Genomic DNA, 22,291 nt, shown 5'->3' with positions numbered 1-22,291 from the left:
CATGCCGCTGCCCACCAGTACATACCGGTTACAACTGCGGGGCGATGCCTTCACCCTTGCCGACGCCTCGGACGTGGTCGATTACCTGCATGACCTCGGGGTCACCCACCTCTACCTCTCGCCGATCCTGACGGCGACGGACGGGTCGACACACGGTTACGACGTCACCGACACCTCGACGGTCTCGGCCGCACTGGGAGGCCGAGAAGCATTGACGCAGTTGCATTCTCGTGCCGCCGAAGTGGGCATGGGGATCATCGTCGACATCGTGCCCAACCACGTAGGAGTGGAGGACCCGCGGCAGAACGCATGGTGGTGGGACGTACTTCGTCGCGGTCGTGAGTCCGAGTACGCGACGTACTTCGACATCGACTTCGGAGCCGACAACGGCGTCGACGGCAAGATCGCCATCCCCGTTCTCGGGAGCGCGAGCGACGTCGGCGAGTTGACCGTCGACCGCTCCGAGGACCGGCCTCTGCTCGCGTTCTACGAGCACCGCTTCCCCATCGCCGACGGCACCGACAGCGGCGATGCGCAGGCCGTACACGATCGCCAGTCGTACCGACTGGTGAGCTGGTCCGACGGGCTGATCGGGTACCGACGTTTCTTCTCGGTAAACGGTCTGGCGGGAATCCGGCAGGAAGACCTCGACGTCTTCACCGACTCCCATCGACAGGTGACAAGTTGGATCGAGGACGGTCTGATCGACGGACTTCGCGTCGACCATCCCGACGGCCTGGCCGACCCCGCCGGCTACCTCACCGAGCTCCGCGGACTTCTCGGCCCCGACCGGTGGTTGGTCATCGAGAAGATCCTGGCCGACGGCGAACCGTTGGACGAATCGCTCCCCGTCGACGGGACGACCGGATACGACGCCTTGGCCGCGGTCGGCGGAGTGTTCGTCGACCCCGAGGGCGTGCATGCACTCACCGCGTTGTCCCAGGTGCGCTCGGGCATCGCCTACGACAGCGAGACGCTGCACGAGACCGAACTGGACCTCAAGACCGGGGTCGCCCGCGGCGATCTGTCCCCGGAGGTGCGACGCCTCGCGCGGGCCGTCGTGCGCGAATCCGGCACCACCGTCGATCTCGAGTCCGTCATCGACGCGATCGTCGCCGTCGTCGCGGCCGTCCCCGTCTACCGGACCGACTACGCGCCGCTCGCTCGTGTGCTGCCCGGAGTGATCGCGGAGATCGGCGAGGAGCAGCCCGAATTGGCAACCGGCCTCGGCGCGTTGACGACGGCTCTGATCAGCGGTGCCGAATCGCCGGTGCGCTTCGATCAGGTGTGCGGTGCCGTCACGGCCAAGGGTGTCGAGGACTGCCTGTTCTATCGTGCGAACCGGCTCATCTCATTGCAGGAGGTCGGCGGTGATCCCAGCCGATTCGGTTGCAGCACCGAGTTCTTCCATCTCACAAATGCGGACCGCGCGAAGCGTTGGCCGGCGGCGATGACCACGCTGTCGACCCACGACACCAAGCGCGGCGAGGACGTGCGGGCACGCATCGGCGTGCTGTCGCAGACTCCCGAACTGTGGGCCCGCTGTATAACCGACTGGGAAGAACTGACCCCGAGTCCCGATGGCACCACCGGAATGTTCTTGTGGCAGAACCTGTTCGGAGTCTGGCCGACCGACGGGGTGGTCACGTCCTCGTTGCGTGAACGCGTCCACGCCTATGCGGAGAAGGCGATCCGCGAGGCCGCCCTTCGCACGACGTGGACCGACCCGGACGAGGAGTTCGAGTCCGCAGTACACAGCTGGCTCGACGCGATCTTCGACGGTGCCGTCGCGCGCTCGATGTCGATGCTCGTCGAGAAGCTCGCTCCGCACGGCCATTCCGACGCACTGGGTCAGAAACTGCTCAACCTGGCCGGGCCAGGCATCCCCGATGTGTACCAGGGCACCGAGTTGTGGGAGGACTCGCTCGTCGACCCCGACAACCGAAGGCCCGTCGACTACTCGGTGCGTCGATCGATGCTCGCCGCGTCGAACACCGCTGCGCTCTCGATCGACACGGGTGCGGCCAAGCTCGCCGTCGTTCGCGCCGCACTGCACGTGCGACGCGAGCGGCCGAAGAGTTTCGTCGGCGGGACCTACACGCCTATCGTCGCGGACGGATCCGCAGCCGAGCACCTCGTCGGGTTCTCGCGTGGACCGGTTCCCGGAAACGCCGACGTGATCGCACTCGCCACGAGACTCTCGCTCGGCCTGTCCGAGCAGGGTTGGGGTGAGACATCCGTGGCCCTGCCCGACGGCCGTTGGCGCGACCGCATCACCGACGTCGAACACACCGGCACGGTGTCGGTGGCCGAGGTGTTCGCCTCACTCCCGGTCGCACTTCTGGTGCGCGACAACGAAGAAGCGGTGACACAGTGACATCGACAGCAGCGACCTCTTCGGCGACGACAAGACGATTCCAGGTCTGGGCACCGACCCCGGAGACGGTCCGCCTCCAGCTCGACGACACGGTGCATCCGATGCAGCGCTCCTCGAACGGATGGTGGCACGCCGACGTCGACGCCGCACCGAACTCTCGATACGGCTTCCTGCTCGACGACGCGGACAAGGCGCTGCCGGATCCGCGTTCGCCCCGGCAGCCCGACGGCGTACACGAGCTGTCGCAGGTCTTCGAGGTCGATCCGACGCTGTGGACCGACGCGGCCTGGACCGGACGGCAACTGCCCGGCTCGTCGATCTACGAGCTGCACATCGGCACGTTCACCGATGAGGGCACGTTCGACGCGGCCGTCGGCAAGCTCGATCATCTCGTCGATCTGGGCGTGACGTTCATCGAGATCATGCCGGTCAACGGGTTCAACGGCGTGCACAACTGGGGCTACGACGGCGTTCTCTGGTACACCGTGCACGAAGAGTACGGCGGCCCGGAAGGCTTGCAGCGCTTGGTCGATGCCTGCCATGGTCGCGGTATCGGTGTCGTTCTGGACGTGGTCTACAACCACCTCGGCCCGTCCGGCAACTACCTGGACCGCTTCGGCCCGTACATGACCGAGGGGGCCAACAGCTGGGGCCAGGCAATCAACTACGCCGAGGCCGATTCGGGCGAGGTGCGGCGCTATGCCCTCGACAACGCACTGCGTTGGTTCTCCGAGTTTCACATCGACGCACTGCGGCTCGACGCGGTGCACGCGATCGTCGACCACACTGCGGTGCACCTGCTCGAGCAGCTGTCGATCGAAACCCGAAGTCTCTCGGCACATCTGGGTCGGCCACTGACCCTGATCGCCGAGAGCGACCTCAACGATCCGATGCTGATCACTGCTCGGTCGGGCGGCGGGTACGGACTCGACGCCCAATGGGACGACGACATCCACCATGCCATCCACGCCGCGGTCTCCGGTGAGCGGCAGGGCTACTACGGCGATTTCGGTTCGCTGCAGGGGCTGGCGAACACGTTGCGGCAGGGGTTCTTCCACGCCGGAACGTACTCGAGTTTCCGTGGTCGCATCCACGGTCGACCACTGGACACCCGGCGCATCCCGGCCAGCTCCCTGGTGACCTATACGACCACACACGACCAGGTGGGCAACCGCGCGATCGGCGACCGTCCGGGCTTCTACCTCTCCCCCGGTCAGCTTGCGATCAAGGCCGCGCTCGTGCTGACCTCGCCCTACACCCCGATGCTGTTCATGGGCGAGGAATGGGGAGCGTCGACGCCGTTCCAGTTCTTCACCTCGCACCCCGAGCCCGAGCTGGGCAAGGCCACCGCAGAGGGACGCAAGGCGGAGTTCGCCGAGCACGGGTGGGACAAGAGCGATATCCCGGATCCGCAGGATCCCGAGACGTTCACGCGGTCGAAGCTGAACTGGTCGGAGCTGGGCGACGGCGATCATGCGCGACTGTTGGCCGTCTATCGCGACTTGTTGCGGCTGCGCCGCGACCGGACCGAACTGACCGACCCGTGGCTCGACCACGTGAAGGTGGACTACGACGAGGACGCGCAGTGGATCGTCGTTCGTCGTGGCCGCATCAGCGTGGTGTGCAACCTGTCCGAATCCGCTGTGACGGTGCCGGTCGGCGGCTCCGCACTACTCGAGTGGGAGCCGACGACCTCGAACGAGACCGGCTCTGCCACCACGGTTCCCGGTCACTCCGTCGTCGTACTGGAGTCCTGACGCCTGCGTAGGTTGACCAGAACGAACACGGCCGTGACGGCGAGAACCACCGCGGTGGCGACGGCCGCGACATGCATGCCCGCGACGAAGGCAGCATGTGCGGAATCGAGCAGAACCGTCGCCACCGAGTCCGGCAATTCACGAGCCACGGCATCCGCGCCGCCGAGTGTTTCGCCTGCCTTGGCTCCGAGCTCGGGGGTCAGCTGGGTGACGTCGATTCCACGACGGAAGATGGCCATGACCACCGTGCCGAGTACGGCGACACCCAACGCGATGCCCAGCTCGTATGCGGTCTCCGACACTGCCGAGGCAGCTCCCGCTCGTTCGGGTTCGACGGAGCTGACGACCAACTCGGAGGTCAGTGTGAGCGCAACACCGACGCCTGCGCCCACGAGCACGAATCCGGCGATGAAGAGTGTCGGACCACTGTCCGTGGCCAAGCCGACCAGGATGCCTGCGCCCGCAGCCGCGACGAACATCGCGACACCGAGAACCGTTCCCGCGCTGAAGTACCGAACCAGGACCGCGACCAGCAACGACGTGACGATACTGGCGGCGGTGCCGGGCAGCAGCAACAGTCCCGCCTCGAGCGGACTGTTGCCGAGGACGAGCTGCAGGTACTGCGAACCGAAGAACAGCACCCCGGCGAGGGCGAAGACCGACAGGAAATTCGTGGCCACACCCGTCGAGAACGCTCGGTTGGCGAACAGCCGTAGGTCGATCATCGGGGCCGCGAGAGTTCGCTGCCGCCGCACGAACACGAACCCGGCGATGATGCCGATCACTGCGGAGAGCAGGTAGACCACGTCGAATCCGTGTGCCGCGGTCTCTTTCACCGCGAACACCACGGGCACGATGGCGAGCATCGACAGTGCCGAGCTCGTCAGGTCGAAACGTCCCGGGTTCGGATCCTTGGACTCAGGGATGACCAGCGGCCCGAGAGCGATCAGCACGATCATCACGGGGATGTTGATGAGGAACACCGATCCCCACCAGTAGTGTTCGAGCAGCCAGCCTCCGACGAGCGGCCCCGCGGCGGCACCGCCACCGGCCATCGCGCCCCACACTCCGATGGCGGCGACGCGCTGACGCGGGTTGAGGAAGATGGTCCTGATCAAGCCGAGGGTCGCAGGCATCAGAGTTGCGCCGGAGATGCCCTGAAGCACCCGGGCCGCGATGAGCATCTCGGCGCTGGTCGAGACAGCGGCGACGAGCGAGGCGATACCGAAGCCCGCCGCTCCGATCAGCAGCAATCGACGACGACCGATCCGATCGCCGAGCGTGCCCATGGTGATGAGCAGGCCGGCCAGGACGAACGAGTAGACGTCGATGATCCACAGCAGCTGGTTGCTGGTCGGTGCCAGGTCGGAGCTGATGAAGGGCAGGGCCAGATCGAGGACCGTGCCGTCGACGGCGATGAGCAACACGGCGAATGCCAGAACCACCAGACCCAGCCAGTCCTTCGGGGTGGCTCGGTTCTCGGATGCTCCGGTCGCTTCGTGCACCGAACCGGTGCGCATGTCACTCACTGCTGCTCCTACGTTCTGCGCTCGGTGACCGGAACTGGTCCCGAAGCGACGACGTGTACCGACCGTCCAGCCGGTACAGTGATCGAGAGTACCGCGAACCGACCAGCCGGTAAAGTGACATTCATGTCATCGGACACTCGCGACCGGATACTCGACGCACTCGAAGCGATGCTGATCGAACACGGCTTGACCAAAGTGACCCTCGACAGCGTCGCCGCCGCCGCAGGCGTCTCCAAGGGCGGGCTGCTCTATCACTTCAAGACCAAGGACGCGCTGATCGCCGCCATGGTGCGGCGACTCGGTGCCCAGGCCGATCAGCAGCGCGCCGACGCCGCAGCAGGCGGCACCTCGGTGGCCGAGTGGTATCTGCAACCACCCGACTCCATCTCCGAGAAGGAGATCGCCCTGTATCGATCGACCCTGGCCGCGTTGCGCAGCGTCGACGGCAATTCCGGCGAGGTGCAAGATGCCGTCACCGAGATGATGCGGTTGTGGGACGAGGGTCTGCGCACCGAAATCGACGATCCGGTTCAGGCCGAGATCATCCGACTCGTCGGTGACGGCATCTACCTCGGAGCCCTTCTCGATCTCCCGGGCGTCGACCCCGACCTGCACCGACAGGTGGTCGATCGCCTTCTCGGCCGGTAACTGCGCGCCGACAGGCCCGGCGCGCCGGATCAGGTCAGGTAGCGGTAGACCGGTGAACCCGGCTCCAACTGCTCGACGTGCAGGTGAGAATCCCGCATACGTTCGAGCAGCGGGCTCAATCCGCTCGCGAACCCGAGTTCGATGCCGACCAGAGCAGCACCGGTCTCGCGGTTGTTGCGCTTGACGTACTCGAACAGCGTGATGTCGTCCTCGGGGCCGAGCACCTCGTCGAGGAATCGGCGAAGCGCACCGGGTTCCTGGGGGAAGTCCACCAGGAAGTAGTGCTTGAGCCCCAGGTGAACCAGAGAACGCTCGAGGATCTCGCCGTAACGGGAGACGTCGTTGTTGCCACCGGACACCAGGCAGACGACGGTACTTCCGGGGGCGATGTCGAGGTGCTCGAGCGCAGCAACCGCGAGTGCGCCCGCGGGCTCGGCGATGACACCCTCGTTCTGGTACAGAGCCAGCATCGCGGTGCAGATCGCGCCCTCGTCGATCTGCGTGACCAAGAACGCACCGGGACCCGCACTGTCGAACACCGGCGCAGTGAGCAATGGCAACGACGCGTGCGAGACGACGGTGGCACCCAACGACCGGAGCGCCGCATACGGCACGTCCCCGATGCGGCGGACGGCGGCACCGTCGACGAACGGATCGATGTCGGCGAGCGTGACCGGACCACCGGCGATCAGTGCGGCGGTCATCGATGCGGCACCGGACGGCTCGACGCCCACCAGCGAGGTCTGCGGTGCGCGCTCGCGCAGGTAGCTCGAGATGCCCGCGATGCATCCGCCGCCGCCGACGGGCATGACGACGACGTCCGGCGCGCCACCGAGCTGGTCGACTATTTCGGCAGCGATGGTGCCCTGGCCGGCGACGGTACGTGGGTCGTCGAACGGAGGCACCATGGTGGCACCGGTACGAGCGACATCCTCGGCAGCAGCGGCGGCCGCGGCATCGAACGTGTCGCCGATGACGATGAGGTCGACGAACTCGCCGCCGTGCACCCGGATGCGGTCACGCTTCTGCTTGGGAGTGTTGGCCGGAACGTAGATGCGACCGCGGACCTGCATCGTGCGGCACGCGAATGCGACGCCCTGCGCGTGGTTGCCCGCGCTCGCCGTCACCACGCCCACCGCACGCTCGGCCTCGGTCAGCTGGTCCATCAGGTTGTACGCGCCGCGAATCTTGTACGACCGCACGATCTGCAGGTCCTCGCGCTTGAGGTAGACCTTCGCGCCCGTCTCCGCGGACAGCCGTTCGCACAGCTGAAGGGGTGTCGCAGCAACCACCGAAGAAATACGCACCGCAGCGGCATCGATGTCGGCAGCGGTGACGGCTACCGAGGGTGAATGCTGGGAGGCGAGTTCAGGGGATGAAGACACCAGCACATGCTGCCACCAGCGTGGAACGGTTGCCCATCCGGGACCGCTCCACGACCGGACCGACGGCGTTTCAGACGCGGGAGAGTACGAGCACAGGTATCTCGCGGTCGGTCTTCTTCTGGTACTCCGCGTAGTCGGGGTACGCAGCAACCGAGCGTTCCCACCACACTGCCTTCTCGTCGCCGGTCACCTCGCGGGCGATGTAGTCGTGCTTGTCCGGACCGTCCTGCAGCTCGACGAGCGGCTCGGCCTTGACGTTGTGGTACCAGACCGGGTGCTTCGGGGCACCCCCGAGGGAGGCGACGATGGCGTACTCACCATCGTGTTCGACTTTCATCAGCGGTGACTTGCGCAGCTTTCCGCTCTTGTTGCCCTTCGTGGTCAGCAGCACCACCGGCATCCCGTTCATCGTCGTGCCTTCGGTTCCGCCGGAGTTCTCGTACAGCTCGGCCTGCTTGCGGGCCCAGTCGGATGAACTCGGTTCGTATTCTCCTGTCAATGGCATGGCTTTCAGTCAACACCTCGAGGCGTCGGCACGCCACGAGATCGTCGACATTGCCAGGTCCGGACCCCAAGTTCGGCCCACCGAATCTTTTGCGGGTATAGTCTGAACTTCCTGCAGCGGAGACCCGAACCTGCCGGTGGCACCAGAGGAGAACGCGATGACCTACACGAGCACCCAGGTGAGCCGTCGACCCGCTCCGGCCCTACGTACCGCGGACGTGGCGGGCATCGCGTGGCCCGTCTACAAGCTCGAGGCCCTCGCACTCGGGTTCATCGTGTTCACTGCGACGCTCGTCGTTGCCGGCTCCCTGCACGCAGCAGTGCTGGCCGGCGCAGCAGTCGCCGTACTCACCTGGTGGACGCTGCGCCTGACCGAGCTGGGTTCGACCGGACCGGCGTCAGCCCGTCAGGCAGCCCGGGCCGAGTAGCGCTTTCAGGTCCCCCATCAGCGCCGATGTCGGCGTGACGCGCAGACTGTCGTCCAGCTTCATCGTGGTGATCTTGTCGCCACTGACCAAGCGCAGGTGCACATCCGAGGTTCCCGGGTGGCTCGACAGCACCCGCTTGAGGGCACCGACCTTGTCCGCCGTGCACAACCGAGTCGGCAGACTCACCGCGAGGGGCTTGTCGATGCCGATCGCGGACAGATCGGGTACCGCAAGATCGTTGGCGATCAACGAGATTCGATCGTCGCGCACCGACACGCGGCCCTTGACGAGTACCACCGAGTCCTCGGTGACATCGGCACCGAACACCGAGTACGCCTGCGGGAAGAACAGCACCTCGATACCGCCGGCCAGGTCCTCGAGCTGAGCCGACGCCCACGTCAGCCCGTTCTTGTTGATCCGACGATTCACCGAAGCCAGAATGCCGCCGACGGTGACCTGTGTGCCGTCCTTGATGTCACCCTCGAGGATGGTGGGGATGTTGCAGTCGGACTTCGCGGCGAGCATGTGCTCGACGCCCAGCAGCGGGTGTCCCGAGACGTACAGGCCGAGCATCTCGCGTTCGAGGGCGAGCCGATGCTTGGATTCCCACTCCTCGTCCGGCACCCGAACGTTGAACACGGCGGAGATGGACTCGTCGGCATCCTCGCCGCCGAACAGATCGAACTGACCGATCGCCTCGGCCTTCTTGGTGCCCATCACCGCGTCGATGGCGTCGGCGTGGATGAGCATCAGGCCCTTGCGGGGATGATCGAGTGAGTCGAAGGCACCTGCCTTGATGAGGGATTCGGTGACCTTCTTGCTGCACGCGATCGCATCGATCTTGCCGAGGTAGTCGGAGAAGTCGGTGTACTTGGACTTCTCCGATCGCGCCCTGATGATCGAGGCGACAACGTTGGTACCGACGTTGCGGACGGCACCGAGCCCGAACCGGATGTCCTTGCCCACCGACGCGAAGTTGAGTTCGGATTCGTTGACGTCCGGTGGCAGCACCGTGATGCCCAGCTTGCGGCAATCGGCGAGGTAGATCGCGGCCTTGTCCTTGTCGTCGCCGACGCTGGTGAGCAGTCCGGCCATGTACTCGGCCGGGTAGTTGGCCTTGAGATATGCCGTCCAGTACGACACCAGGCCGTAGCCCGCGGAGTGAGACTTGTTGAACGCGTAGCCCGCGAAGGGCAGCACGGTGTCCCACAGAGCCTTGATGGCCGCCTCGGAGAAGTCGTTGTCCAACATGCCCTGCCGGAACCCGGCGTAGGCCTTCTCCAGCTCGGAGAGCTTCTTCTTGCCCATGGCGCGACGCAGCAGGTCGGCCTGGCCGAGGGTGTAGCCGGCAACCTTCTGCGCCAGCTGCATGATCTGCTCCTGGTAGACCACCAGGCCGTAGGTCTCACCGAGAATCACCTTGAGCGGCTCTTCGAGCTCTGGGTGAATCGGCTTGACCTCTTGCCTACCGTTCTTGCGGTCGGCGTAATCGTTGTGCGAGTTCATGCCCATCGGGCCCGGTCGATACAGGGCAAGGACGGCGACGATGTCCTCGAAGCCGGTGGGCTGCATCCGGCGAAGCAGATCGCGCATGGCGCTGCCGTCGAGCTGGAAGACGCCGAGAGTGTCTCCGCGAGAGAGCAAGTCGAAGGTCGCGGGGTCGTCGAGCGGGAGCGCGTCGAGGTCGATGTCGATGCCGCGGTTGGCCTTGATGTTGTCGATGGCGTCACCGATGACGGTGAGGTTGCGCAGACCGAGGAAGTCCATCTTGAGCAGACCGATGGCCTCGCACGACGGGTAGTCCCAGCCGGTGATGATCGCGCCGTCCTGCGCGCGCTTCCACACCGGAATGGCATCGGTGAGCGGCTCGGACGACATGATGACCGCGCAGGCGTGCACGCCCGCGTTGCGGATGAGGCCCTCGAGCCCCTTGGCCGTCTTGTAGATGGTCGCGACGTCGGGGTTGGAGTCGATCAGGGCCCTGACCTCGACGGCTTCCTTGTAGCGCTCGTGCGCCGGGTCGGTGATGCCGGCCACGGAGATGTCCTTGGCCATGATGGGCGGCGGAAGTGCCTTGGTGATCTGATCGGCGATTCCGAAGCCGGGCTGGCCGAACTGCACGCGCGCGGAGTCCTTGATGGCGGCCTTGGTCTTGATGGTGCCGAACGTGATCACCTGGGCCACTCGATCGCTGCCCCACTTCTCGGTGGCGTAGCGGACCATCTCACCGCGGCGACGATCGTCGAAGTCGATATCGATATCGGGCATCGACACGCGCTCGGGGTTGAGAAATCGCTCGAACAGCAGACCGTGCGGCAATGGGTCGATGTTGGTGATACCCATCGCGTACGCGACGAGTGAGCCCGCGGCCGAGCCTCGACCGGGCCCGACGCGGATGCCGACGGCCTTGGCATGGTTGATCAGGTCGCCGACGACGAGGAAGTACGCCGGGAAGCCCATCTCGAGAATGACCTTGATCTCGTACTCCGCGCGCGCGAGGTAGTCCTCGCCCGGGCCGTCGGGGAACCGCCGCTCGAGCCCGGTCATGACCTCGTGGCGCAACCACGTGCCCTGCGTGTGCCCCTCGGGCACGGGGAAGATCGGCATCCGGTCGCGGTGCGCCCACACCTCGTCGTAGGGCTGCACCCGCTCGGCGATGAGCAGGGTGCTGTCACAGGCACCGGGCACCTGATCGTCCCAGAGCTCGCGCATCTCGGCGGCGGACTTGAGGTAGTAGCCGTCACCGTCGAACTTGAAGCGAGTGGGGTCGCTGAGCGTCTTACCGGTCTGGATGCACAGCAGCGCCTCGTGGTTCTCGGCGGCGTCCTTGGTGACGTAGTGGCAGTCGTTGGTCGCCAGCGGCGGGATCGAGAGCTTCTTGCCGATGTCGAGCAGACCTTCGCGGACGCGTCGCTCGATGGACAGACCGTGATCCATCAGCTCCAGGAAGAAGTTGTCCGGCCCCCAGATCTCGCGCCACTTCGCGGCAGCCTCCAGCGCCTCACGATCCTGGCCCAGTCGCAGTCGAGTCTGCACCTCCCCCGACGGGCAGCCGGTGGTGGCGATGATGCCCTCGGCGTGCGAGGCGATGATCTCCTCGTCCATCCGGGCCCACTTGCCCAGCTGCCCTTCGATGGAGGCGAGGGAGGACAGCTTGAACAGGTTGCGAACTCCGGTGGCGTTCTCGGCGACCATCGTCATGTGCGTGTACGCACCGCTACCGGAGACGTCGTCGGACTTCTGGCTGCGGTCGCCCCACAGCACGCGCTTCTTGTTGAAGCGAGACTCCGGGGCGATGTAGGCCTCGATGCCGATGATCGGCTTGATTCCGGCCTTCTTGGCCTCGTTGTAGAACTCGCTGGCCCCGTACATGTTGCCGTGGTCGGTCATGCCGACTGCCGTCATCTCCAACCGCGCCGCCTCGGCGAACATCGCCCCGATCTTGGCGGCACCGTCGAGCATCGAATATTCGGTGTGGTTGTGCAGATGAACGAACGAATCGGCCACGAAGGTTCTCTCCTGAAGGTCGTGCGTTGTCGACAGTACGAGCCGCGAACGTACTCACTGTAAGCGGTCGAACCGACAGATTTTCCACGCTGCCGGTGTGTCCTGGGAGGACGTGACGGGTGTGACGGATGCGACGAGAAATCGCCTCATTCGGTCGGCACGAGACCGTCGTCCGGAAGCGGCCCGACGACGTCGACGTACTCCGGCAGAAGCGGCTCGACCGCGAACTTGCCGGACACCGCATCCGGCGGAAGAGCTTGCACCGCTCGCACATCGGGCCGGCCGGCCAGCTCGGTCAACTCGGCAGGGGTCCCGCGCACCACCACTGTCACCACACAGGCGCACCCGTCGAGCAGACGTCGCTGCGACACTGCGGCGATCTGCGCCTGCCGGTCCCCCACCCCGAACGACGCCGCCGCCAGGCTCGCTGCACGCGCGGTCGAATTCAGTACCGAGCGCTCACTGCCGGGTACACCCACGGCGAGTATCGGAGTCTGCACGCGGTCGAGCGGAACACGCACCAACACCTGCGAGATACGGACCCCGTCGGCGACGGTACGAACCTGTTCGGCGGTGAGTTCGCGATCGAACGACACCGAGCCCCATCGAGGTTCGGTGGTGTCGCTGCGCAGACTCTCCTCGGCGCGGGCCAGGTACTCGGCCACCTGCTCGCCACTGTCCGGGCCGAGGCGGTCGGTACTCACGATCGACTGTCGTACCGGATTCAGGTGCCCGATCACGGCGAGCGCCCCGATCACGAGTGCCGCGACAACGACGCCGCCGAGCACTCCGGAGACTCCCCTGCTGCGCATCACGCCTTCCGAAGCACCTCGAGTGCGTGCTCGAGGTCGGCCGGATACTTGCTCTCGATCTCGACCCAGCGGCCGTCGGACGGATGCGCGAAGCCGAGCGAGCGAGCGTGCAGCCACTGCCGTTCCAGGCCCAACCGTTCGGCCAGCCGTGGATCGGCTCCGTAGGTCAGATCGCCGCAGCACGGATGCCGCAGCGCCGAGAAGTGCACCCTGATCTGGTGCGTACGACCGGTTTCCAGGTGCACGTCCAGCAAGCTCGCGGCCTGGAACGCCTCGACCGTGTCGTAGTGGGTGACGCTGGGCTTGCCGTCGGCTCGGACGGCGAACTTCCAGTCGTTGCTGCCGTGTCGACCGATCGGGGCATCGATAGTTCCACTGCTCGGATCCGGGTGGCCCTGCACCAGTGCGTGGTAGCGCTTGTCGATGGTCCGCGCCTTGAACGCCCGCTTGAGCACGGTGTACGCCCGCTCGGACGTGGCGACCACCATGACCCCGGACGTGCCGACGTCGAGGCGATGGACGATGCCCTGCCGCTCGTGCGCACCGGAGGTCGAGATACGGAATCCGGCGGCCGCGAGACCACCGATGACGGTGGGGCCGGTCCAGCCGACACTGGCGTGCGCAGCGACCCCGACCGGCTTGTCCACGGCCACGATGTCGTCGTCGGCGTAGAGGATTTCCATCCCCTCGACCGGCTCCGCCTCGATCGTCAACTCACGGGCGGGCTCGGGCAGCGTCACCTCGAGCCACGAACCGGCGGCCAGCCGGTCGGACTTGCCGACGGCACCGTGATCGACCAGAACCGAGCCCTCCTCGGCGAGGGTCGCGGCGACGGTACGAGAGAGCCCGAGCAGCCGAGCCAGACCGGCGTCCACCCGCATTCCGTCCAGGCCGTCGGGGACGGGCATCGAGCGCGATTCCCTCACTTGTCGGCCTCGCCTGCGGCGTCGGAACTCGACTTGCCGGCTCGTTCACCGTTCGGCTCGAACCCGAACAGGCTCAGGACGACGAGCAGGATGGCACCACAGACGATGGACGAGTCGGCCACGTTGAACACCGGCCACCAGCCCACCGACACGAAGTCGACGACGTGTCCCTGGAACGGGCCGGGTGCACGGAAGAAGCGGTCGATCAGGTTGCCGAGTGCGCCGCCGAGAACGAGACCCAATCCCAGTGCCCACCACGGCGATCGCAGCGTCCGACCGATCTTGATCACTCCGATGACGACCGCGACGGCCACCACCGTGAGCAACCAGGTCATTCCGGTGGCCATCGAGAACGCCGCACCGGGATTGCGTACCAGCCGCAGCGTCACGACATCTCCGACGATCTCGATCGGGTTGCCGGGCTCGACGTAGTGCACGACCAGAATCTTGGTCACGAGATCGAAGAGAAGAATTACGGCCGCGATCACGATCAGCAACCGCGTCTTGAGCGGCTTCAATAATCCAATCTCGGCGCTGTCGGCTTCGGTCACCTGCGAGTCCGCGGTCTCGTTCGGTGCCGGAACACTACTCGTCTCGGCTGGCGGATCGTCGGCGCGGTCTTCACTCACCTGTCCATCATGGCGTATGGACGGCGGTGGGTCCTCATCCGTGCCGCGCACCACCGGTCACCGCGGGCGGTGTCAGTAGCCTGGTGCGCGTGAAGACGACCGATCGAAACCGCACCGTCCGCTCCGGTTTTCTCGCTGCCTGCTGTGCAGTGGCACTCGTCGCCGGATGTTCGAGCACCGACGCCGACACCGATCCAGCTCCCGATCAGGCCGCGCCCTCGAACGAGGTGACGATCGCCGTGACACCGACGACCACGACGGTCGTCGACCCCGGTGCCGAGCCACGGCGCGTGCTGGCTTTCGACACCTCCGACTCCGACGAGCAGACCGTGGACCTGACCACCACATCCACCGTGTCGCAGCAGATCGACAACGGTGCTCCGCAGGACTTCTCGAGTCCCGATCTGACCGTGCCCCTGTCCGCGTCGACGTCCGAGAACGTGCCGGACGACGACGCTGCTACCGGCGCGACCCGATCCGTCGAGCTCACCATCGGAGCCGCGACGTCACCCGACGAGGGACTGACCGACGCACTCGCCGCCTCCGAGGGCTCGACGGCGCGGCTGGCGAGCACCGACTCCGGAGCGATCACCGCACTGCACATCACCCCCGCCGACGCCGCGCTCGATACCGCCCGCGCGGCGATCGAACGCTCGTTGAACGCCGCGGTGTACCGCTCCGTCGACTTCCCCGACGCAGAGGTGGGAGTGGGCGCAGTATGGACGGTCGATCAGCAGGTACTGAGCGGCATCACGTTGAACCAGCGCAGCACTGTCACGCTGCGAGCGCTCGACGGTGACCGAGCGACCCTGGACGTCGCGATCACCCAAACGCCCGAATCGTCGACATGGAACCTGCCGGACAACGCCGGCACACTGAACATCGCGACGTACACCTTCACCGGCTCGGGAACGCTGGAGATCGATCTGACCCGTCCACTCCCCGTCGGCGGGTCGATCACCGCAGGTGGTGAGCAGATGTACACCGATCCCGACAGCACGACGGTGCTACGCCAGACCGTCGGAGACTCCATCGGCTGGGCTGCCCGATGACGGCGCGGACCACGACGCAGCTGCTGGCGGCGCTCGCGCTGGTCGGCGTCGCCGCGGCCGGGTGCGGTGCAGACGAGCCTGCCCCGAGCCCTGCAGCCGCACCCAGCTCCGTCCCCGCGCCCGATCCTCTGCTCGGCACCCCCATCACCGACTCCGGCGTCCTGGCCGCGGCGATGTTGGGTCTCGGCGACCTCCCGGACGGGTTCTCCTCGATCCCCGACCCGGTCCAGGATCTGGGGCTCGACCCGGCTCCCGAGTACGACTCCCCCGACAGGTCCGGTACCGACCCGGCCGAATGCGCCGCCGTCCTGGCTCCGATCTCGGAGCAGCGGGGCGGGGCGACGTCTACCGCAGTCGCCCGCTTCTCGGGACCGAACTTCTCGTCGATCGACGAGGATGCGGCGAGCTACTCCGATACGGGCACGGCCGAGGCGTTCACGGCGATTCAGCAGGCGTGGGCAGGGTGCACGACGTTCAGTGGTACGGATGCGGACGGTGTGAGCGTCGACTATGCGCTGGCAGGCCGGGAGCAGTCGTCGGTCGGTGACGCATCGGCCTCGGTACGCCTGACCACCAGCAGTGATGGGTTCACCTTGATCTCCGACGTGGTGGTGGCCGTGGTCGATTCGACGGTCGTCCAGATCGTCGTCTCCGATCGGAGTGGCCTGGAACCCGATACGGTCACCGCTGTCGCCGAGGCGGCCGTCGAGCGCATTCGATCGGTGACACCGAGCATGTGAACCGGGCGGTCGTCCCACGAAAAACTGCCGGTGACACATCCCCGAGGGGACATGTCACCGGCAGTTCTACTGTCGGTCAGAGACGATCGGCAGGACTCAGGGTGCGGGGCACGCCGGGCTGGTCAGCTGAGCGAGCGAGACGATGCCGCAGGCGTTCTCCTTGGAGAGCTTCCACACGCCGTCCTCGGGGACGAACTGGAAGGTGCCGGGGTTGGCCTGGCCGTTGAGCGTGATCGTGATGCCGGCATTGAGAACGCCGGTGCCGAGATCGTCGATGCTGGTGATCTCGATCTGGGCGTTGTTGGCCACTGCAGCGGCGGCGACCTGGTTGATCAGATCCGGATCGGCGGATGCACCCTGGATCAGGGCGGCCTTCTCCTCGACCGGAACGTTGGGATCGAGCCCGCGGGCGAGCTCGGCGTTCAGCTCTTCGACGGTCGGAACCGGGGGGTACGCACCGGCGTCGGGAGCGGCAACCGCAGAGGTGGTGACAGCCGTCGTGGTCGCGGTCGGCTCGTCACCGCCTTCCGAGCTGCAGGCGGTCATGGTGAGCGCTGCGGCGATGGCGATGCCGGCAACCATTGCCCGTCGGGTGTTGCGAAGCTTCAAGTGCTTGTCCTTTTCACTCTGAGTCACATCTCGATCGTTCTGTGACTCGTCGGTCGTCTGGAATGGGGTCGTCTCGGACCTGGTCCACTATGTCAGCTCGACACGCCCGAGTCACAACGCGATCGGCATACCTGTGAAACCTCACAGAGTTTCCTCAGCCAGGCCACAACTCACTCAAGGCTGTCGAGAACGTCGGCGACGACCAGGTTCTCGTCCGATTCCGCGAAGGTACGCGCGATTCCCGGCCCGGTGGTGCGAGTCTCGAATCTGACGGTCACCACCGAGTGACCGGCCCCCTGCACCCAGCCGTGGCCGAAGCCGGGATGCCGCACATCCATACCCGGCTGCCACCGAACGCCTTCCGAGACGACGACATCTGCGGCGGCCTCGATCGGGGCGGGCGACTCCTCGGTCGCATCGGCGACCGGCTCGTACTCCAGTTCGGGAAACAGCGATCCCTGCCGAACGGCCGATAGCCCGGCCAATCCGACCCCGACCAGCCTGATCGGACCGACATCGACCGGATCGACGGCAAGCCGCTGCGCCGTTGCCACGATGGTCTGCTTGTCCACCGTGGCGTACGGCAACGTGGCCGATCGAGTGATGATGCTCATGTCGGACTTGCGTAGTTTGAGTACCACCGTCCTGGCACCCCGACCGTCCTTCAGCAATCGGCGATGCGTCGAGTCGACGATGGACTCGATGGCCGGGCGAAGCTGCGCGAGAGAGATCAGGTCCTGGGCGAACGTCGTCTCGGCGCTGACCTGTTTCGCCTCGGCTCGCTCGGCCACGACTCGGTTGTCGATTCCGCGTGCGAGCTGATGCAGGCTCGGTCCCATCGTCGCCCCGAGGATCGACGCCACCTCGGACTCGGGCGTGGCCACGAACTTGCCGATGGTGTCGATGCCCAAGCGCCGCAAACGCTCTCCCGCCACCGGTCCGATCCCCCACAGCTTCCGCACCGGAAGAGCCGCCATCAGCTCGGCCTGGATTCCCGGAGCGACGACGGTGATGCCGTCGGGCTTGGCCAGTCCCGACGCGATCTTGGCGATCTGTTTTCCGGATCCGGCACCGATCGAGGCGACCAGCCCGGTCTCGGCGAGAATCAGTGCGCGCAGGCCGGCGCAGAACTGCTCGACCTCGCGAACCGTCGCCCCGGCCAGTTCGAGCGGCTCACCGAACGCCTCGTCGATCGAGAGTTGCTCGAGGACGGGCATGGGTCCCCGCAGTGCCTCGAAGGCGCGTCGGCTCAGCTCCGAGTAGAGAACGAACCGCGGCGGCAACACCACGGCCCCGGCCCCCACCAGTCGGCGAGCCTGATGCATCGGCATGGCCGAGCGCGCTCCGAACGCGCGGGCCTGGTAGCTGCAACCGGCCACCACTCCCCGCCCGCCCGCGCCACCGACGAGAACCGGGCGGCCCCGCAACGTGGGCCGCGTCAACTGTTCGGCGGAGGCGAAGAACGCGTCCATGTCCAGGTGCAGCACCCATCGACGACTCCGCAGGGTGTGGTCGGCGGTATCGGGCACGGTCGTCAACGACGGTCGTCGGTGGCGAATCCGAGAGCGTGCGCGGCGCGTTCGGGTGTGGGATCCGACCACAGTTCGCCGTAGGTCTCGTTGGTGGTCAGCGATCGAGTGTGGGCGGTATCGACGTACAGGGTGCCGTGGAGGTGATCGGTCTCGTGGGCCACGATCCTCGCCGGCCAACCGCTGACCACCTCGTCGATCGCGCGCCCGGTCTCGTCGGTGCATTCGAGCCGGACTTCCGCCGCTCGGGTGACGACCGCCTGGTAGCCGGGAACACTGAGACATCCCTCGTAGAAGTCCGCCGTCCGCGGCCCGACCGGGGTGTACCGCGGATTGATCAGTACCCGGAACGGAAGCGGCGTGCGCTCTCGGACGCGAGCGACGTCCGCTCCCACCTCGTACAGATCCTCGATCACCGCGATCTGCAACGGAATACCGATCTGCGGGGCAGCCAGACCGACACCGGGCGCGTCGTGCATGGTTGCGCGCATCACCTCGATCAACTCCCCGAAAGTCTCGGAGTCGAGCTGCCCGGCGTACGGCACGGCCCTCGACCGCAGAACCGGGTGGCCCGCGGCGACGATGGGCACGACGCCGCCGTGAGCTTCGGCGAGAAGCTCACGAACGGCGTCGACCGAGGCGTCGCCGTCGATCATGACGACTTGGTGATCGCTGCTCGCACTCCCTCGCCGAGATCGCTGCCATCGTCCCCCACGTGTCCGTCGACCAGCGAGAGCGCGAGCACCTCGCCCGCGATCAGATCACGATGAGTGTCGAGCCACGCCTGCCGATGTTCGGGGACGTCGATGACGATGTCGATTCGATCCGAGACGTCGAATCCGTGATTGCGACGCGCGTCCTGGAGTTCACGGATGCGGTCCTTGGCCCAGCCCTCCGCCTCGAGCTCCTCGGTGACGGCGGAATCGAGCACGACAAGTCCGGCGTTTCCTGGCAACGGTGCCGTCGATTCGGGCTCGGCGGCAACGAGTTTGCGCGTGTACTCCTCCGGTAGCAACGCGATGCCTGCCGCGCTGACGACTCCGTCGGCGTCCTCCGACCAATCACCTGCCTTGACGGCCTTGATGACCGTCTGGACGTCCTTGCCGATACGCGGGCCCGCGGCACGGGCATTGACGACGAGCTCGAACTTTCCGTGTACGGCGACGTCATCGGTGAGATCGACCTTCTTGACGTTGACCTCGTCGGAGATGATGTCGACGAACGGACGCAGCCGCTCCGCATCGGCGGCTGCGACCGTCACCTCGGGCAGCGGCAACCGCACGCGCAGATTCTGGGCCTTGCGCAAACCCAGCACCGTGGAGCACACGGTGCGGACCTCGTCCATGCTCTCGACGAGTTCGGGATCCGACGGCAGTTCGCCTGCCTCGGGCCAGTCGGTCAGGTGCACCGAGCGGCCACCGGTCAGTCCACGCCACACCACCTCGCTGATCAGCGGCAACAGCGGGGCGGCGATGCGAGTGAGCACCTCGAGCACGGTGTGCAGGGTGTCGATGGCGTCGGCGTCCTCGCTCCAGAACCGCGAACGCGATCGGCGCACATACCAATTGGTCAGTGCATCGCAGAACGTGCGCAGCTCGTCGCAGGCACCGGCGATGTCGTTGCCCTCGAGCGCATCGGTGATCGCGTCGCGGGTGGCCGACAGCTTGGCCAACACGTAGCGATCGAGCACGTTCGGCGAATCGGTTCGCCACTGCCCGGGCTTCGACGCGTAGAGCTGCAAGAAGCTCCACGCATTCCAGATCGGCAGCAATGCCTGGCGAACGCCTTCGCGGATACCCTGCTCGGTGACGATGAGGTTGCCGCCACGCAGGATCGGTGAGGACATTAGGAACCACCGCATGGCGTCGGAGCCGTCGCGGTCGAAGACCTCCTTGACGTCGGGGTAGTTACCCTTGGACTTGCTCATCTTCAGTCCGTCGTCACCGAGCACGATGCCGTGTGCGGCAACGGTCTTGAACGCCGGGCGATCGAACAGCGCGGTCGCCAGTACGTGCAGGGTGTAGAACCAGCCTCGCGTCTGGCCGTTGTACTCGACGATGAAATCGCCCGGGTTGTGTGTGGAGAACCATTCCTCGTTCTCGAACGGGAAATGCACCTGCGCGTACGGCATCGAGCCCGACTCGAACCAGCAGTCCAACACCTCGGGGACGCGACGCATCGTCGACTTGCCGGTCGGATCGTCCGGGTTGGGGCGGGTCAACTCGTCGATGTACGGGCGGTGCAGATCGGTCGGTCGCACGCCGAAATCACGCTCGAGCTCGTCCAGGCTGCCGTACACGTCCAGACGCGGGTAGGCCGGGTCGTCGGAGGTCCACGCCGGGATCGGGCTGCCCCAGTAACGGTTTCGGCTGATGTTCCAGTCGCGTGCACCTTCGAGCCACTTGCCGAACTGGCCGTCTTTGATGTGCTCGGGAACCCAGGTGATCTCCTGGTTCAGCTCGACCATCCGATCACGGAACTTGGTGACCGCGACGAACCACGACGGCACCGCCATGTAGATCAGGGGCTGACCACTGCGCCAGCTGTGCGGGTACGAGTGCTCGATGGTCTCGTGCCGCAGCAACCGACCCGAGGCCTTGAGATCCTTGATGATCACCGGGTTGGCGTCGAACACCATCAGACCCTCGTACGGCGGCACCAGCGAGGTGAACTTTCCGCCCGCGTCGAGCGGTTGCACCACCTCGATTCCGTTCGCGGTGGCGACGTCCATGTCCTCCTCACCGAAAGCCGGTGCGAGGTGGACGATTCCGGTGCCCGAATCGGTGGTGACGTAGTCGGCCTCGAGCACACGGTGCGAGTTCTCGTGGCCGAGAAAGAAATCGTAGGGAGGTGTGTAGGACAGCCCGACCATTTCGGCACCGATGTGCTCCGAGAGCACCTCCGGCTCCTCCCCCAGTTCCTTCGCGTAGTGCGAAAGACGTGCAGCGGCAAGCACGTAACGCTCACCGTTCGCGCCTCGCACCTGCAGGTACTGCACCTCCGGGTGCACCGCGATCGCCAAGTTCGACGGAAGGGTCCAGGGCGTGGTGGTCCAGATCAGCGCGTTCGCACCGTCCAGGGGCGAGCCGGGAGCCGTCAACGGCATCGTGACGGTGACCGCGGGATCCTGACGCATCTTGTAGGCGTCGTCCAGGCGGGTCTCCTGATTGGACAGCGGTGTCTGCTCGTACCAGCTGTACGGCAGCACCCGGTATCCCTGGTAGATCAGGCCCTTGTCGTGCAGCGTCTTGAACGCCCACATGACCGACTCCATGAAGTCGACGTCGAGGGTCTTGTAGTCGTTGTCGAAGTCGACCCATCGCGCCTGCCGGGTGACGTAGTCCCGCCACTCGTCGGTGTACTGGAGTACCGACTGCTTGCAGTAGGCGTTGAACTTCGCCAGGCCCATCTCGTCGATCTCGGACTTGTCCTTGATGCCGAGCTGCTTCTCCGCTTCGAGCTCTGCGGGCAGACCGTGGCAATCCCACCCGAAGCGACGCTCGACCTTCTTGCCCCGCATCGTCTGGAATCGCGGGACGAGGTCCTTGACGTAGCCGGTGAGCAGGTGACCGTAGTGCGGCAGGCCGTTCGCGAAGGGAGGGCCGTCGTAGAAGACGAACTCGTCCGCACCTGCTCGATTGTCGATGCTGGCACGAAAGGTGCCGTCCTCGGCCCACTCGTGCAGAACGATGCGCTCGAGATCCGGGAACGGAACGCTGCCCGAGCGGCCCTCGGCGAGGTCCACCAACGGGTAGGACCCCGAGTTCGGACGTTCGGTTGCATCTGTCATGTCAAGTCTCCTCCGTGCCGGCCACGTCTCAGACGCGACGCAAAGTTGGCACGGGGACGACATCCAGGC

17 protein-coding genes are annotated in these 22,291 nt (G+C 66.0%); 6 read left to right on the top strand and 11 right to left on the bottom strand.

What is annotated here, in order from left to right; genetic code table 11:
* Nucleotide 1: 1 nt before the first annotated feature.
* Entirely contained in the window at nucleotides 2-2,377 is a 2,376-nt protein-coding gene (treY, locus tag NY08_RS03535; protein WP_045194933.1) for a malto-oligosyltrehalose synthase, read from the top strand.
* A complete protein-coding gene (treZ, locus tag NY08_RS03530) occupies nucleotides 2,374-4,134 on the top strand; it encodes a malto-oligosyltrehalose trehalohydrolase (protein WP_045194931.1) in 1,761 nt (586 codons plus the stop codon). Before treY ends, treZ begins: the two co-directional genes overlap by 4 nt.
* Here the strand turns inward: treZ and NY08_RS03525 are convergent.
* Nucleotides 4,107-5,654: an MFS transporter gene (locus NY08_RS03525; protein WP_045194930.1), complete on the bottom strand. Its 1,548-nt coding sequence runs from the start codon at nucleotides 5,652-5,654 to the stop codon at nucleotides 4,107-4,109. The two genes, treZ and NY08_RS03525, sit on opposite strands and share 28 nt — an antisense overlap.
* Before the next feature lie 132 nt (nucleotides 5,655-5,786).
* On the opposite strand from NY08_RS03525, the gene NY08_RS03520 reads away from it, so the two are divergent.
* A complete protein-coding gene (locus NY08_RS03520; RefSeq protein ID WP_032394688.1) occupies nucleotides 5,787-6,311 on the top strand; it encodes a TetR/AcrR family transcriptional regulator in 525 nt (174 codons plus the stop codon).
* Nucleotides 6,312-6,340: 29 nt separating this feature from the next.
* Here the strand turns inward: NY08_RS03520 and ilvA are convergent, their stop codons facing one another.
* Nucleotides 6,341-7,696 (bottom strand): threonine ammonia-lyase IlvA, encoded by a 1,356-nt coding sequence (gene ilvA / locus NY08_RS03515; RefSeq protein ID WP_032394689.1) that lies wholly within the window; start codon nucleotides 7,694-7,696, stop codon nucleotides 6,341-6,343.
* 70 nt (nucleotides 7,697-7,766) lie between these two features.
* Nucleotides 7,767-8,201, bottom strand: a complete 435-nt coding sequence (locus tag NY08_RS03510) for a nitroreductase family deazaflavin-dependent oxidoreductase (RefSeq protein WP_032394369.1) — start codon at nucleotides 8,199-8,201, stop codon at nucleotides 7,767-7,769.
* Between the two features lie 157 nt (nucleotides 8,202-8,358).
* Between NY08_RS03510 and NY08_RS03505 the strand changes: the two genes are divergently transcribed.
* Nucleotides 8,359-8,628, top strand: coding sequence for a hypothetical protein (locus tag NY08_RS03505; protein WP_045194929.1), 270 nt, complete (start codon nucleotides 8,359-8,361; stop codon nucleotides 8,626-8,628).
* Here NY08_RS03505 and dnaE read toward each other — a convergent pair.
* From dnaE to lspA, 4 genes are all read right to left on the bottom strand, one after another.
* Nucleotides 8,599-12,135: a DNA polymerase III subunit alpha gene (gene dnaE / locus NY08_RS03500; RefSeq protein WP_032394370.1), complete on the bottom strand. Its 3,537-nt coding sequence runs from the start codon at nucleotides 12,133-12,135 to the stop codon at nucleotides 8,599-8,601. The genes NY08_RS03505 and dnaE overlap by 30 nt on opposite strands.
* Before the next feature lie 146 nt (nucleotides 12,136-12,281).
* On the bottom strand, nucleotides 12,282-12,947 hold the full coding sequence (locus NY08_RS03495; protein ID WP_045194928.1) for a hypothetical protein: 666 nt from the start codon (nucleotides 12,945-12,947) through the stop codon (nucleotides 12,282-12,284).
* Nucleotides 12,947-13,873, bottom strand: coding sequence for an RluA family pseudouridine synthase (locus tag NY08_RS03490; protein WP_032394372.1), 927 nt, complete (start codon nucleotides 13,871-13,873; stop codon nucleotides 12,947-12,949). The genes NY08_RS03495 and NY08_RS03490 overlap by 1 nt, the downstream gene beginning before the upstream one ends.
* Nucleotides 13,870-14,502 (bottom strand): signal peptidase II, encoded by a 633-nt coding sequence (gene lspA, locus NY08_RS03485; RefSeq protein WP_045194927.1) that lies wholly within the window; start codon nucleotides 14,500-14,502, stop codon nucleotides 13,870-13,872. The genes NY08_RS03490 and lspA overlap by 4 nt, the downstream gene beginning before the upstream one ends.
* Nucleotides 14,503-14,591: 89 nt before the next feature.
* On the opposite strand from lspA, the gene NY08_RS03480 reads away from it, so the two are divergent.
* Together NY08_RS03480 and NY08_RS03475 are read left to right on the top strand one after the other, a co-directional pair.
* Nucleotides 14,592-15,554, top strand: coding sequence for a hypothetical protein (locus NY08_RS03480; RefSeq protein ID WP_235387091.1), 963 nt, complete (start codon nucleotides 14,592-14,594; stop codon nucleotides 15,552-15,554).
* Entirely contained in the window at nucleotides 15,551-16,294 is a 744-nt protein-coding gene (locus tag NY08_RS03475) for a hypothetical protein (RefSeq protein WP_045194925.1), read from the top strand. Before NY08_RS03480 ends, NY08_RS03475 begins: the two co-directional genes overlap by 4 nt.
* 96 nt (nucleotides 16,295-16,390) lie before the next feature.
* Here NY08_RS03475 and NY08_RS03470 read toward each other — a convergent pair whose 3' ends face one another.
* The 4 genes from NY08_RS03470 to ileS form a co-directional block, all read right to left on the bottom strand.
* Nucleotides 16,391-16,876 (bottom strand): hypothetical protein, encoded by a 486-nt coding sequence (locus tag NY08_RS03470; RefSeq protein ID WP_176459229.1) that lies wholly within the window; start codon nucleotides 16,874-16,876, stop codon nucleotides 16,391-16,393.
* 197 nt (nucleotides 16,877-17,073) lie between these two features.
* Nucleotides 17,074-18,375, bottom strand: a complete 1,302-nt coding sequence (locus tag NY08_RS03465; protein ID WP_442970834.1) for a DNA polymerase IV — start codon at nucleotides 18,373-18,375, stop codon at nucleotides 17,074-17,076.
* A 62-nt stretch (nucleotides 18,376-18,437) separates the two neighbouring features.
* A complete protein-coding gene (locus NY08_RS03460; RefSeq protein WP_045194924.1) occupies nucleotides 18,438-19,088 on the bottom strand; it encodes a peptide deformylase in 651 nt (216 codons plus the stop codon).
* Nucleotides 19,085-22,222, bottom strand: coding sequence for an isoleucine--tRNA ligase (gene ileS / locus NY08_RS03455; RefSeq protein ID WP_045194922.1), 3,138 nt, complete (start codon nucleotides 22,220-22,222; stop codon nucleotides 19,085-19,087). Before ileS ends, NY08_RS03460 begins: the two co-directional genes overlap by 4 nt.
* Nucleotides 22,223-22,291: the final 69 nt, after the last annotated feature.

The sequence above is a fragment of the Rhodococcus sp. B7740 genome, assembly GCF_000954115.1.
GTDB lineage: Bacteria > Actinomycetota > Actinomycetes > Mycobacteriales > Mycobacteriaceae > Rhodococcoides.
The sequence above is the reverse complement of the archived record's forward strand: the minus strand, read 5'-3'. Positions and strand labels throughout refer to the sequence as shown.

What these genes read in the sequence shown, in the direction of transcription:
- NY08_RS03460 (WP_045194924.1), bottom strand. Translation starts at nt 19,088, where the DNA reads ATGATCGACGGCGACGCCTCGGTCGACGCCGTTCGTGAGCTTCTCGCC.
- NY08_RS03525 (WP_045194930.1), bottom strand. Translation starts at nt 5,654, where the DNA reads ATGCGCACCGGTTCGGTGCACGAAGCGACCGGAGCATCCGAGAACCGA.
- ileS (WP_045194922.1), bottom strand. Translation starts at nt 22,222, where the DNA reads ATGACAGATGCAACCGAACGTCCGAACTCGGGGTCCTACCCGTTGGTG.
- NY08_RS03495 (WP_045194928.1), bottom strand. Translation starts at nt 12,947, where the DNA reads ATGCGCAGCAGGGGAGTCTCCGGAGTGCTCGGCGGCGTCGTTGTCGCG.
- NY08_RS03520 (WP_032394688.1), top strand. Translation starts at nt 5,787, where the DNA reads ATGTCATCGGACACTCGCGACCGGATACTCGACGCACTCGAAGCGATG.
- treY (WP_045194933.1), top strand. Translation starts at nt 2, where the DNA reads ATGCCGCTGCCCACCAGTACATACCGGTTACAACTGCGGGGCGATGCC.
- NY08_RS03465 (WP_442970834.1), bottom strand. Translation starts at nt 18,375, where the DNA reads ATGGACGCGTTCTTCGCCTCCGCCGAACAGTTGACGCGGCCCACGTTG.
- NY08_RS03470 (WP_176459229.1), bottom strand. Translation starts at nt 16,876, where the DNA reads ATGGTTGCCGGCATCGCCATCGCCGCAGCGCTCACCATGACCGCCTGC.
- NY08_RS03510 (WP_032394369.1), bottom strand. Translation starts at nt 8,201, where the DNA reads ATGCCATTGACAGGAGAATACGAACCGAGTTCATCCGACTGGGCCCGC.
- NY08_RS03475 (WP_045194925.1), top strand. Translation starts at nt 15,551, where the DNA reads ATGACGGCGCGGACCACGACGCAGCTGCTGGCGGCGCTCGCGCTGGTC.
- NY08_RS03505 (WP_045194929.1), top strand. Translation starts at nt 8,359, where the DNA reads ATGACCTACACGAGCACCCAGGTGAGCCGTCGACCCGCTCCGGCCCTA.